The organism is Streptomyces tuirus (assembly GCF_014701095.1).
Lineage (GTDB): Bacteria > Actinomycetota > Actinomycetes > Streptomycetales > Streptomycetaceae > Streptomyces > Streptomyces tuirus.
Genome location: NZ_AP023439.1, coordinates 872,804 through 885,298, shown reverse-complemented (window position 1 = coordinate 885,298; position 12,495 = coordinate 872,804). Strand labels below are relative to the sequence as shown.

The 12,495-nt window shown below is 73.9% G+C and carries 13 protein-coding genes; 5 read left to right on the top strand and 8 right to left on the bottom strand.

What is annotated here, in order from left to right:
• Nucleotides 1–74: 74 nt before the first annotated feature.
• The 3 genes from pdxR to IGS69_RS04175 form a co-directional block, all read right to left on the bottom strand.
• Entirely contained in the window at nucleotides 75–1,514 is a 1,440-nt protein-coding gene (gene pdxR, locus IGS69_RS04185; protein ID WP_190897101.1) for a MocR-like pyridoxine biosynthesis transcription factor PdxR, read from the bottom strand.
• 67 nt (nucleotides 1,515–1,581) lie between these two features.
• Nucleotides 1,582–2,412, bottom strand: coding sequence for an alpha/beta fold hydrolase (locus IGS69_RS04180; protein ID WP_190897099.1), 831 nt, complete (start codon nucleotides 2,410–2,412; stop codon nucleotides 1,582–1,584).
• 107 nt (nucleotides 2,413–2,519) lie between these two features.
• Nucleotides 2,520–3,173 carry an NADPH-dependent F420 reductase gene (locus tag IGS69_RS04175; RefSeq protein ID WP_190904370.1) on the bottom strand — a complete coding sequence of 218 codons (654 nt, stop codon included), beginning with the start codon at nucleotides 3,171–3,173 and terminating at the stop codon, nucleotides 2,520–2,522.
• Nucleotides 3,174–3,282: 109 nt separating this feature from the next.
• Between IGS69_RS04175 and IGS69_RS04170 the strand changes: the two genes are divergently transcribed.
• Complete coding sequence (locus tag IGS69_RS04170) at nucleotides 3,283–4,167, top strand: RNA polymerase sigma-70 factor (protein ID WP_190897097.1); 885 nt, start codon at nucleotides 3,283–3,285, stop codon at nucleotides 4,165–4,167.
• A 168-nt stretch (nucleotides 4,168–4,335) separates the two neighbouring features.
• A complete protein-coding gene (locus IGS69_RS04165) occupies nucleotides 4,336–5,097 on the top strand; it encodes a GntR family transcriptional regulator (protein ID WP_190897095.1) in 762 nt (253 codons plus the stop codon).
• Between the two features lie 55 nt (nucleotides 5,098–5,152).
• Here the strand turns inward: IGS69_RS04165 and IGS69_RS04160 are convergent, their stop codons facing one another.
• The 3 genes from IGS69_RS04160 to IGS69_RS04150 all read right to left on the bottom strand — a co-directional run bounded on the left by IGS69_RS04160 (nucleotide 5,153) and on the right by IGS69_RS04150 (nucleotide 8,236).
• Nucleotides 5,153–6,301: an ROK family transcriptional regulator gene (locus tag IGS69_RS04160; RefSeq protein WP_190897093.1), complete on the bottom strand. Its 1,149-nt coding sequence runs from the start codon at nucleotides 6,299–6,301 to the stop codon at nucleotides 5,153–5,155.
• An 88-nt stretch (nucleotides 6,302–6,389) separates the two neighbouring features.
• A complete protein-coding gene (locus IGS69_RS04155) occupies nucleotides 6,390–7,052 on the bottom strand; it encodes a response regulator (protein ID WP_190897091.1) in 663 nt (220 codons plus the stop codon).
• Nucleotides 7,053–7,066: 14 nt separating this feature from the next.
• Nucleotides 7,067–8,236 (bottom strand): sensor histidine kinase, encoded by a 1,170-nt coding sequence (locus IGS69_RS04150; protein WP_190897089.1) that lies wholly within the window; start codon nucleotides 8,234–8,236, stop codon nucleotides 7,067–7,069.
• 108 nt (nucleotides 8,237–8,344) lie between these two features.
• Between IGS69_RS04150 and IGS69_RS04145 the strand changes: the two genes are divergently transcribed.
• The 3 genes from IGS69_RS04145 to IGS69_RS04135 are packed head-to-tail and all read left to right on the top strand — an operon-like array spanning nucleotide 8,345 to nucleotide 10,480.
• Nucleotides 8,345–9,265 (top strand): ATP-binding cassette domain-containing protein, encoded by a 921-nt coding sequence (locus IGS69_RS04145; protein ID WP_190897087.1) that lies wholly within the window; start codon nucleotides 8,345–8,347, stop codon nucleotides 9,263–9,265.
• Nucleotides 9,266–9,267: 2 nt separating this feature from the next.
• Complete coding sequence (locus tag IGS69_RS04140; RefSeq protein WP_190897085.1) at nucleotides 9,268–9,993, top strand: ABC transporter permease subunit; 726 nt, start codon at nucleotides 9,268–9,270, stop codon at nucleotides 9,991–9,993.
• Nucleotides 9,994–10,048: 55 nt separating this feature from the next.
• Nucleotides 10,049–10,480: a hypothetical protein gene (locus IGS69_RS04135; protein WP_190897084.1), complete on the top strand. Its 432-nt coding sequence runs from the start codon at nucleotides 10,049–10,051 to the stop codon at nucleotides 10,478–10,480.
• A gap of 4 nt (nucleotides 10,481–10,484) precedes the next feature.
• On the opposite strand, the gene mug is transcribed toward IGS69_RS04135, so the two are convergent.
• Nucleotides 10,485–11,030 (bottom strand): G/U mismatch-specific DNA glycosylase, encoded by a 546-nt coding sequence (gene mug, locus IGS69_RS04130; RefSeq protein ID WP_190897082.1) that lies wholly within the window; start codon nucleotides 11,028–11,030, stop codon nucleotides 10,485–10,487.
• A 22-nt stretch (nucleotides 11,031–11,052) separates the two neighbouring features.
• Nucleotides 11,053–12,495: an adenylosuccinate lyase gene (gene purB, locus IGS69_RS04125; RefSeq protein WP_190897080.1), complete on the bottom strand. Its 1,443-nt coding sequence runs from the start codon at nucleotides 12,493–12,495 to the stop codon at nucleotides 11,053–11,055.

Below are 12,495 nucleotides of genomic sequence, written 5' to 3'. Positions count from 1 at the left end.
GCACGCCGCGGCGCGCACACGAACCCCAAGTGAACAACTGACCGCGGGGTGAGGGAACGCGCGAACCGGTCGGCTCACGCGGTCGCCGCCTCGGCCATCAGGCGCACGCCCTCGGCGATCCGGGCGGGCGGCACATGGGCGTAGCCGAGGACCAGCCGGATCTCCTTGTCCCCCTCGGTCCCGGCCGGCGCGTGGGCGTAGGCCGAGAGCGGGCGCACCGCCACCCCCGCCTGCGCCGCCCGCGCGAGGAACCGCTCCTCGGGCCCGTACCGCCGCGGCAGCGTCACGATCACGTGCAGGCCCGCGGCGATCCCGGACACCTCCGAGCCGGGGAAGTGCGCGTCCAGGGCGGCGACCAGCGCGTCACGCCGGTCGCGGTAGGCGCGCTGGCAGCGGCGCAACTGGCGGTCGTAGTCGCCGCGCTCCAGGAACCGGGCGAACAGGGCCTGGTCGAGCGCCGGATGGCCGAGATCCATCGTGCGCTTGCGTTCGACGACCTCCTCCGTCCAGGACTCCGGCACCAGCAGCCAGCCCAGCCGCAGGCCCGGCGCGAGGGACTTGCTGACCGAACCCGTGTAGGCGACGTGGTCCGGGTCGAGGCCCTGGAGCGCGCCGACGGGAGCACGGTCGTAACGGAAGTCGCCGTCGTAGTCGTCCTCCAGGACGATGCCGTCCACCGACCGTGCCCAGTCGAGCAGTTCCGCGCGCCGCCGGGCCGAGTAGGCGAGGCCGGTGGGGAACTGGTGGGCCGGAGTCGTCACGACGGCCCGTACACCCGAGGACCGCAGCGGCTCCAGGGCGACCCCCTCGTCGTCCAGCGGCAGCGGTACGGCGGTGACGCCGGCCGAGGCGTACAGGGCGTCGTGCTGGGGACTGCCCGGGTCCTCCACGCCGACGGCGCGTACCCCGCGCGCGTGCAGCGCCAAACCGAGCAGCGCCGTCGCCTGGGCCACCCCGGAGACGACCACGATCCGCTCTGGGTCGGCCACCACGCCCCGCCGCCGGGCGAGCAGTTCGGCCAGCGCGGTCCGCAGTCTCGGCAGCCCGCGCGGATCGGGGTAGCCCAGCTCCTGGTGCGGCAGTTCCGCCAGCACACCGCGCTGCGCGGCGGCCCACGCCGCGCGCGGGAACAGAGCCAGGTCCGGCGTCCCGGGCACGAAGTCCGCCCGGGCGCCGGGGATGCGCGGAGCCAGGTCGTGCGCCCGAGGCCGGGCGGCCCGGACCGCCGCGCCCACCCAGGTCCCGGCTCCCCGGCCGCTGCGCAGATACCCCTCGGCCGTCAGCTGCTCGTACGCCTCCGTGACCAGCCCCCGCGAGACTCCCAGGTCCGCCGCGAGGTCCCGGCTCGACGGCAGCCGGGTGCCCGGCGCGAGCCGGCCGGAGCGGACCGCCTCGCGCAGTGCCGCCTGAAGGGAACGGCCACGCGTGCGTGCCGGGGCCGAGGCGGCGGGGAGCAGCAGCTCCCAGGCGGCGGACGCCGAACCGTCGCCCGGGTCCCGCTGCACTGGTCTCATGAGGGGAGACCTTAGAGGGTGCCCATGAGAGGGGAGACCTGGGAGGGTTTGCCGCCCCCGGTGCGGGTCAGCGGCTGCCGTCGAGGACCACCCGGGCCACCAGCGCCGGGTCGTCGTTCATCGGGACGTGGCCGCAGCCGGGCAGCCGTACCAGCCTGGCCCGCGGGATCACGCCCTTGGCGCGCACGCCCTGGCGGGGGATGAGCAGCCGGTCCCGGCTGCCCCACGCCACGGTGACCGGCGTGCCCACGATGTCGTCGGTGAACTGCACGGTCCGGCCGGAGTGCAGCGTCTCGGAGAAGCCCTGGGCCCGGGCCAGCGCGAGCGTCTCGGCGACCACGGCCTCGGGGGAGCGGCGGCCCGGGCGGGCGTAGATGGTGCTGGTCAGCAGGGTGCGGCCGAGGGCCGGGCGGGCCAGTCGCTCGACCACCGGCTGCGGCATGCGGCGGGCGATCTGCCGCATCGTCGACAGCACGGTGAAGGCGTAGCGGCGCTCGGCCTCGTTCCAGAACCCCGCGGGGGACAGGGCGGTGACCGAGCGGACGAGCCGGGCCCGGGCCAGGTCCAGCGCCAGCAGGCCGCCCAGCGAGTTGCCCGCCACGTGCGGCCGGTCGATCTCCAGCGCCCCGAAGAGTGCCTTCAGGACCGCGCTCATCGTGGGCAGGTCGTGCGCCATGCCGTCCGGGAGCGCCGGTGAATCGCCGCAACCGGGCAGGTCCACGGCGATCACGTCGCGTTCGGCCGCGAGCGCGGGGATCACCGGTTCCCACGCCTGCCGGTGGTGGCCGATGCCGTGCAGCAGGACCAGCGGTTCGCCGCTGCCCCGGCGTGTGTAGGACAGGGTCACGCTCTGCTCGCCCCGCGCGGAGGCGACTTCGAAGGAGACGGTGGCGGACATGGGGTGCTCCTCGGCTGTACTCGCTGACGGACGCCGTAGACAGCTTGTCAGCGATTGCTACTCGCGGGTAGCCCCCTGGGGGCGCCGGCTTCACGGCGCCGGGCCGCTCAACGGGCCCGCCGCACCTCCAGGTTGAACTCACCGTGCCCGAACTTCTGGAACAGGCCGACCCACAGCGGCAGCCACATCTCCACGGCTCGGGCCGCCCGGATGCCGCCCAGGTCCAGGACGCGCTCCGCGGGCCAGCCGAACTCCCCGAGCAGCGCCGTCACCTGCTCCTTGGCGCCCGGGTCGTCCCCGCAGACGAAGACGTTGTGCTCGCCCGGCACACTGGCCGGATCCACCATCACCCGGCAGTTGACCGTGTTGAGCGACTTCACCACGCGCGCGTGCGGAAACGCCCGCTGGATCTGCTCGCCCACGCTGTCCGACTCGACCGGGGACAGCCGCAACTCGCCCTCCTCGAAGGCCAGCGGGTTGGACACGTCCACGACGAGCTTCCCGTCGACGTTGTCCGCCCCGGCCGCCTCCAGCGCGGCGAGCGCCACCCGCCCGCCGACCGCGTTCACCACGACCTCACCGAACTCCGCCGCCTCCGCGAACGTCCCCGCGCCCGCCCCCGGGCCGGCCGAAGCGGCCCACTGCACGGCGGCCGTGTTGTCCCGCGTGCGCGAACCGAGCCGCACCTCGTGGCCCAGCTCCACCAGCCGTCCGCCGAGCGTGCGCCCGACCTGCCCCGTGCCCAGCACCGCGTACCGCATCGCCACCTCCGCAGCCGTGCCGCCGATCACCGGCGTCCTGCCGGCCATTCTGTCCGGGAAGGGGTGGTTCCGCCTGGACAGGGCACCATCGGTGGGCTGGGATGGGGCCGTGACCACCGAGACCGCGACCGACGTCTTCGAAGCCCACCGTCCCGTCCTGCTGGGCGTCGCGTACCGCATGCTGGGACGCGTCGCCGACGCGGAGGACGTGGTCCAGGAGGCCTGGCTGCGCTGGTCCGGCGCACCGCGCGAGGACGTCCGCGAACCGCGCGGCTACCTCGTGCGGATCACCACCCGGCTCGCCATCGACCGCCTGCGCCAGATCAAGGCACGCGGCGAGACGTACGTCGGCCCCTGGCTGCCCGAGCCGTACGTCACCGACTTCGGCGACACCGTGCCCGACACCGCCGAGCGGGCCGTGCTCGCCGACACCGTCTCCGTCGCCGTCCTCGTCGTGCTGGAGTCGCTGTCACCGCTGGAGCGGGCCGTGTTCGTGCTGCGCGAGGCCTTCGCCTTCCCGTACGCCGACATCGCCGCCATGCTCGACCGCGGCGAACCGGCGGTGCGTCAGCTGGCCGGGCGGGCCCGCAAGCACGTCGAGGAGCGGCGCCCCCGCTACGAGGTCGACCCCGCGCAACGCCGCGACCTCACCGAGCGGTTCCTCGCCGCGGCGGCCGGCGGCGACCTCGAGGGCCTGATGGCGCTACTCGCCCCGGAGGTCCGGCTCGTCGGCGACAGCGGCGGCAAGTCGCAAGCGCCGCTGCGGGTCCTGCACAGCGCCGACAAGGTGGGCCGCTTCCTCGTCGGTGTCGCGCAGAAGGGCGTCCCGGGCCTGTCCGTGCGGTTCCTGGAGCTCAACGGCGGCCCGGCCGCGCTGATCCTGTCCGGCGGCAGGCCCGACTCCGTCTTCCAGCTCGAGGTGGCCGACGGCCGCGTGCAGTCGGTCTACGTCGTCCGCAACCCCGACAAGCTGCGGTCGCTGACAGCCGCCTAGACACCCCGCCGAGACGGTCGGCGCCTCCCGCCGGACACGCCCCGTGAACGTTCCCGGCATTGGTCTTGACCAAGTATCAGGGCCGCCCTATGGTCGCAGAGAAGTGCAACAACCTTTAATAAACAAGGGCGCTAAAACGCTGCCGACCACGGCGATGCGGAGGACAGGGTGGGGACCACGCAGCTGGAATCGGTGCAGGAACCGAAGTACTGGCATCTCAAGACGGTGCTCAGCGAAGCGCTCGACTCGGAGTTCTCGGTGGGGGAGATCCTTCCGAACGAGCGCGACCTCGCGGCCCGCTTCGGCGTCGCCCGCGCCACGCTCCGCCAGGCACTGGAGCAGCTCGAACTCGAAGGCAGGCTGCAGCGCCGCCGCGGTGTCGGTACGACCGTCGCGCCGCCCCGCATGGGCGTCTCCCTCGGCACCGGCCCGCACACCTGGCCGGGCGGCCCCGAGGACGCCTGGCAGCCCGCCGACTGCACCACGGCCGTGCCGCCGGCCGCGGTCGCCGACGCGCTGGAGACCGGCCGCGACGAGCCCGTGCACATCGTGCGGCGCTCCCGCGTCTCGCACGGCCGCCAGGTCGCCGCGGAACTGCTGTACATCCCGCAGCCCTCGGTGCCCGAACTCTCCGGCATCGACGCGCCGTCCGGAGCGGCACGCGCGCGTGCGGTGCTGCGAGAGCTGCAGCGGCTGGCGCTGGAGCGGCAGGAGAACGCGGTGGAGCTCGGCTCCGCCGGGGCCGAGGAGGCGAAGGAGCTGGACCGGCTGCCGGGGGCGCCGGTGCTCGTCGTCACGACCCGCTTCATCGCCCTGGGACGTACGGCGGCGCTGTCCGTGGCGACGTATCGCGCTGACACGTGCCGACTCACCTTCGGTGACTCGGGGGGTGTGGAGATCCACGCCGGGCCTCAGCGGCAGGCGTCCTGACCTCCGCCGGTCGCGCCCACGCGGCGGAGCCGCACGTCAGTACAGCCCCGCGCCCCTAGATGGAGCGTTGCTCCACCGCGAACAGCTGCTCCTCCACATGATCCAGGGCGAGCCGCAGGGCGCCGGTCGCCACTGCCGCGTCTCCCAGGGCGGAGAGGGTCACCTCCGGGGGGCGCAGGCAGTAGCGGGCGAGCTCCTCGCGGAGGGGGGCCAGGACGCCGTCCAGGCCCGCCGCCCAGCCGCCGATGACGACCAGCTCCGGGTCCAGGGCGAGGACGAGGGCCGCCACGTCATGGACCAGGCGCTGCTTGAAGCGGTCGACGGCCGCGCGGGCCCGCTGGTCGCCCTGGCGGGCCTGCGCGAAGACCTCGGCGACGGCCTGCTCGTCGAGCGGGTGGAGAGGTTCGTCCGTGGTGGACAGCAGCGTCTCGGGCGTCACCCCCCGGCCCAGCAGATGCAGCGCGCCGATCTCACCGGCCGCGCCGCCGTAGCCCCGGTGCAGCCGGCCCCCGATCAGCGAACCGGCGCCCGGGCTGAGCCCCGCCAGCACGAACACCACGTCGTCCGACTCGGTGGCCGCGCCCTTCCAGTGCTCGGCGACGGCCGCCGCGTTGGCGTCGTTCTCCACCAGGACCGGGCACTTGAACGACCGGCCCAGCCGCTCGCCCAGCCGCAGCCCCGTCCACCCCGGCAGCGCCGTGCCCAGCCGGACCGTGCCGTCGGCCTCGACGATCCCGGGCGTCGCCACGCCCACGGCCCGCAGCGAGCCGCGCGCGACCCCGGCCCGCCGCAGCAGCTCGGCGACGGCCACGCGCAGCCGCTCCAGCCGCTCGTCGGCCTGCGCCGTCTCGGGCACCTCCTTGGCCTGGGCGCCGATCACCCGGCCGTCCAGGTCGGACAGCAGCGCGGACACCCGGTGCGCCCCGATCTCCAGCCCGAGCAGATGCCCGGCCTCCGCCCGGAACCGGAACCGCCGCGCCGGACGCCCCTGCCGTCGGGCCGCGCCCTCCTCCGCTGCCTTCTCGACGACGAGCCCGGCCTCGATGAGCCCTTCGACGACGCCCTCCACGGTGGGCCGGGACAGCCCCGTCACCCGGGTGATCTCGGTCAGCGTCGCGCAGTCCGTGGCGCGCAGCGCGTGCAGCACCACCGCGGAGTTGATCCTTCGCAGCAGCGAGGGATCCCCGCCCGTCAGCCGCCCCACCGTCCGTCCTCCCAGGTCGTGCGCGTGATGGCCGGATCGTACTTCGGCAGGGCACACCCCGGCGAGGGGCGGGCACCGGACCCGGGGATCAGCCCGGCGCCACGAAGCCCGACTCGTAGGCCGCGATCACCGCCTGGGTGCGGTCGCGCGCCCCCAGCTTCGCCAGCACCGCGCTGACATGCGACTTCACCGTCTCGGTCCCGACGATGAGCCGGGCGGCGATCTCCGCGTTCGACAGGCCCCGGGCCATCAGCCGCAGCACCTCGGCCTCGCGTTCGGTGAGCTGGGCCCGCTCCAGCACGGCCCGTGCCGCACGGTTCCCGCCGGTGTCGCCGTACTCGGCGGCGAGCTGCCGCACCGACGCCGGGAACAGCAGCGACTCGCCCTCCGCGATCAGCCGCACCGCGTGCACGATCTCGGCGGGCCGGGCCCGCTTCAGCAGGAACCCGTCGGCGCCCGCCCGCAGCGCCTCGTACACGTACTCGTCGTTCTCGAAGGTCGTCACCACGAGGATCCGCGGCGGGTCGTCGACGGTCCGCAGCACCGCCCGGGTGGCCTCGATGCCGTCCAGCAGCGGCATCCGTACGTCCATGGCGACCACGTCCGGCCGCAACCGCCGTACGAGCGGGATCACCGCCGCCCCGTCCGTGGCCTCCCCGACGACCTCGATGTCCGGCTGAGCCTCCAGTACGGCCCGCAGACCCGCGCGCACCAAGGGTTCGTCGTCGACGAGGAGAACGGTGACCGGCATCGGGCCAGCGTAGATCAACTCAGCGGCAGTTCGGCATGGACCTGCCAGTCGCCTTCGACCGGCCCGGTCCGGGCCCGGCCGCCGAGCAGGGCCGCGCGTTCGCGGATCCCGCGCAGACCGCTGCCGCGCCCGGAGCCGGTGCCCCCGGCGGGCAGTGGATTGCGTATGGCGAGGACGAGGGTGCCGTCGGCGACCCGCACGCGCACGTGCACCGGGACCGCGCCCGCGTGCCGCAGCACGTTGGTCAGCGACTCCTGGAGGATGCGGTAGCCCTCCCGGGACACCGGCCCGGGCACGGTATCGACCGGGGCGGTCACCTCGGCGTCGACCTTCGCCCCGGAGGCCCGGGCCGAGTCCAGCAGACGGTCGGCTTCCGCGAGGGTCGGTCTGCCGCTCACCGGTTTCCCCGACTCGCGCAGGACGCCGAGCACCCGCTCCAGGTCCTCCAGAGCGGCCCGCCCCGTCTCCTCGATAGCGCCCAGCGCCCGGTCGGTGAAGGCCGGATCGCCCGCCGCCCGGGCGGCCCCCGCCTGCACCACGGCGACCGTGAGCGCGTGACCGATGGAGTCGTGCAACTCGCGGGCGATCCGCGCGCGTTCCAGCAGCTGTTCGGTGCGCTCCTCCAGGGCGGCGAGCCGCTCGGCGGGGGACGGGCCGAGCAGGCGCAGGGCGATCGCCGTGACGAGGTGCCCCGCACCGACCACGAGCGCGGCCGCCAGGGCCAGTGGCAGGGGCGAGAGCACGGCGTGCCACCAGTGGTGGCCCATGACGACGAGCCAGGCGCCGCCGGCACGCTCCCCGCTGAACGCCGTCGACATCAGGTCCACCGCGAGGAGGAGGAGTTGAACGGCGAGATGCGACACCAGGGCGCCGAGGAACAGCCGCGCCTCCAGCCACACCACCATCCGCCCGCGATCGCCCCAGGTGGCCGAGGGCGCGACGACGATCTTCGCGCTCGCGCCGGTGTCCCGATGGCCCGTCAGCAGCAGCCTGGCCTGGAACCCCTCCACGACCCGCATGGCGGGGACCAGACCCGCGAGCCCCAGCAGGACGGTCGCCGTGGCCACCGTCCACCACGCCTCGTCGATGAACAGCCACAGGGACGGCCACACGACGGCCATGGAGAGATGCAGCCACCGCGTGTACGTCACCGCCCGGGTGAAGGGGCGCAGCATGCGGACCATGGCGTCATCGTGCCAGCCGGCACTGACAGCGAGCCTCCCCCGCACGGGGGAGACGATCTCCACCGCCGGGGGAGGACCGCACCCCGGGCCGACCGTCACGCTGCTGCCATGACCAGCATCGACGTCCAGGACCTCACCAAGGAGTTCGGCGGCCGGCGTGCCGTGGACCGGCTCACCGTGCGGATACAGCCCGGCCGCGTCACCGGCTTCCTCGGCCCGAACGGCGCCGGGAAGTCCACCACCATGCGGCTGGTGCTCGGCCTCGACCGGCCGACCGCCGGTTCCGCCACGATCGGCGGCCGGCCCTACGCGGCGCTCCACGAACCTCTGCGCCATGTCGGAGCCCTGCTCGACGCGCAGGCCGCGCACGGCTCCCGCACCGCCCGCGACCACCTCCGCGTCCTGGCGGCGAGCAACCGCATCCCCGACCGGCGGGCAGACGAGGTCCTGGAGGAAACGGGCCTCACGCCGGTGGCCCGGCGCCGCGTGCGGACGTACTCCCTGGGTATGCGCCAGCGGCTCGGCATCGCCGCCGCCCTGCTGGGCGACCCCGAGGTGGTCATGCTGGACGAGCCGTCCAACGGACTCGACCCCGAAGGCATCGTGTGGATCAGGCGGTTGCTGCGCCGGCTCGCGGAGGAGGGCCGCACGGTCCTGGTCTCCAGCCATCTGATGAACGAGACCGCGTCCTTCGCCGACCACCTTGTCGTCCTCGGCCGGGGCCGGCTCCTCGCCGACACCCCCATGCGGGACTTCATCCACGCGCGCGTGCGGCCCCGCGTGCGCATCCGCACGTCCGACCCCGTCGCGCTCAAGTCGGCCCTCGCCCGGCACGGCCACGACGCGGAAGAGCACGCGGACGGGCACTGGACCGTGCACGACGCCCGGGTGGACGACATCGGCCGCGTCGCCTCGGCCGCGGGCGTGCCCGTGCTGGAACTGGCCGCCGAAGAGGGCACGTTGGAGCAGGCCTACTTCGACCTCACCGGGGCCGAGACCGAGTTCACCGCACAGCACCAGGAGGCCTGACCATGGACATCACGCCCGTACTGCGCTCCGAGTGGCTGAAGATCCGCACGCTGCGCTCGCTGCCGGGAGCGCTGCTGGCGCTGTTCGCGGCGACCACGGCCTTCTCCGCGCTCGCCGGGGTCTCCGACGCCTCGGACCCCGGTTTCGACCCGCTGTTCACGTCCCTGTCCGGCGTCCTCCCGGGCCAGATCGCGGCCATCACCTTCGGGGCGATGGCCGTGTCGTCGGAGTTCCACCAGGGAGCGCTGCGGCTCTCGCTGGCCGCGGTGCCGCGGCGCGGCCGGTGGTTCGCGGCCAAAGCGGCCGTCATCGCCGTACCGGCGCTCCTCACGGGGCTGGTGACGGCCCTCGCCGCGCTCCTGGTGGGCCGGGCGGGGCTGGGGCCGGCGGCCGACACGCTCAGCACCGGCGAGCAGACGCGCGCAGTCGTGGGCTGCGGCGTGTACCTCATGCTGATGGCCCTGTTCGCCGCGGGTGTCGCCGCCCTGCTGCGCAGCGGCGTGGCCACCCTCTCCCTGCTGGTGCCGTTCATCCTCGTCGTGTCGTTCGTGATCGGTGACGCCACCGGCACCGTCGCCGACTTCCTGCCCGACAAGGCCGGGCAGTTGGTCCTGAGGGAGACGTACGACGGCACGCTCGGGCCCTGGTCGGGGCTCGCGGTGACCGGGCTGTGGACGGCCGCCGCCCTGCTGGCGGGAGCCTGGAGCGTGCGCCGCAGGGACGCCTGAGGGCGGGCCGGCTGATGCCCCGCCAAGTGTCAGTGGGGGCGGGTTTACTGGACCCATGAACATCGCACAGCACATCGCCCTCATCGACGAGCTGTGCTACCGCCCCTTTCCGGCGGAGCACGGCCCGTCGGACGTCGGTGTCTCGGGGCCCGGTCACCACCTCGCGGTGTTAGACGCAGCGACCGACGACGACCCGGCGACGAGGGCGGTGACGATCGACCAGTTCGAGAAGGACCGCGACGCCGTCTACGAGCTCCTCGCCTCCCGCTGGGGCGACACACCTCCGTACAACCTGCAGACCGTGCTGCTGCGCACCGAGCGCGAGGAAATACCCGCGCCGTGGGCGGAGTTGAGCGCGCGGGCGGGCGTCGCCCATCTCTGGGAGCTGGAGGGCACGGGCCGCTGGGTCGCCGTGGCGGTCGCGGACCGGGACCCCTGGCACGAGGTCCGACTGCTGGCCCTGGTCACGGAGACGGACCCCCCGTAGGCGATCAGCTTCCGGCGGCTTCCCGCAGCCGTCCGAACTCCTCGGCCATCGTGTCGAGCGTCCAGTGCGCGTTCAGCCCGCTCGGATTGGGCAGCACCCACACGCGCGTGTCGCCGATCGTCCGCGCCTGCGGCCCCACCCGGGCCTTGCGGTCGTCGAAGGCCGCACGGTAGGCGGTCACCCCCACCACGGCCAGCCAGCGCGGCCGCAGCCCTTCCACCTTCGCCGCGAGCAGCCGCCCGCCCTCCCGGTACTCCTCGGCGCTCAGCTCGTCGGCCCGCGCGGAGGCCCGCGCCACCACGTTGGTGATGCCGAGCCCGTACGCCAGCAACTCATGCTGCTCGGACGGCTTCAGCAGCCGCGGCGTGAAGCCGGACCGGTGCAGCGCCGGCCAGAAGCGGTTGCCCGGACGGGCGAAGTGGTTGCCCGTCGCGGCCGTCATCAGGCCCGGGTTGATGCCGCAGAACAGGACGTGCAGACCCTCCGCGACCACGTCGGGCACGACGCGGTCGCGGGCGGCCTCCAGCTCCTCGGGCGTGAAACGCGGCACCGTCGGCTACCCGGCAGGCGCGTCAGAGGATCGCGCCGGGCGTGTAGCCCGCGGCCTGGGGGTGCTGCTTCACGATCTCCTCGACCCGGGCGACGACAGTGGCGACCTGGTCGCCGGCGGCACCGGTGAAGGACAGCTTGTCGGCCATCAGCGCGTCCAGCTGGTCCCGGTCCAGCGGGATGCGCGCGTCGGCGGCCAGCTTGTCCAGCAGCTCGTTGCGCTCGGCGCCCTGCTCGCGCATGGCGAGCGCGGAGGCGACGGCGTTCTCCTTGATCGCCTCGTGAGCGAGCTCCCGGCCGACACCCGCGCGCACGGCGCCCATGAGCACCTTGGTGGTGGCGAGGAACGGCAGATAGCGGTCCAGCTCACGGGCGACGACCGCCGGGAACGCGCCGAACTCGTCGAGCACCGTCAGGAACGTCTCCAGCAGACCGTCCAGAGCGAAGAACGCGTCCGGCAGCGCGACCCGGCGCACCACCGAGCAGGACACGTCGCCCTCGTTCCACTGGTCGCCTGCCAGCTCGCCGGTCATCGAGGCGTAGCCGCGCAGGATCACCATCAGGCCGTTGACGCGCTCGCAGGAGCGGGTGTTCATCTTGTGCGGCATCGCCGAGGAGCCGACCTGGCCGGGCTTGAAGCCCTCGGTGACCAGCTCGTGCCCGGCCATCAGCCGGATCGTCTTGGCCAGCGACGACGGGGCCGCCGCCAGCTGCACCAGCGCGGTCACGACCTCGTAGTCCAGCGAGCGCGGGTAGACCTGGCCGACCGAGGTGAACGCCTGCGAGAAGCCCAGGTGCGTGGCGATCCGCTGCTCCAGGTCCGCGAGCTTCCCGGCGTCCCCGCCGAGCAGGTCCAGCATGTCCTGCGCGGTGCCGACCGGGCCCTTGATGCCGCGCAGCGGGTAGCGGCCCAGCAGCTCCTCGACCCGGCCGTACGCGACGAGCAGTTCGTCGGCGGCGGTGGCGAAACGCTTGCCGAGGGTGGTGGCCTGCGCGGCGACGTTGTGCGAGCGGCCGGCCATGACCAGCTCGCCGTACTCGCCGGCGAGCTTGCCCAGCCGCGCCAGCACGGCCACCGTGCGGTCGCGCACCAGCTCCAGCGAGAGCCGGATCTGGAGCTGCTCGACGTTCTCGGTGAGGTCGCGGGAGGTCATGCCCTTGTGCACGTGCTCGTGCCCGGCGAGGTCGTTGAACTCCTCGATGCGCGCCTTCACGTCGTGCCGCGTGACCTTCTCGCGCTCGGCGATCGAGGCCAGGTCGACGGTGTCGAGGACACGCTCGTAGTCGGCGAGCGCCGCGTCCGGCACCTCGATCCCGAGGTCCTTCTGGGCCCGCAGCACAGCGAGCCAGAGCTGCCGCTCCAGCTTCACCTTCTGCTCGGGCGACCAGAGCGTGGCGAGCTCGGCGGAGGCGTAGCGTCCGGCGAGGACGTTCGGGATGCGGGGCTTGGCGGGAGCGGAAGTCAC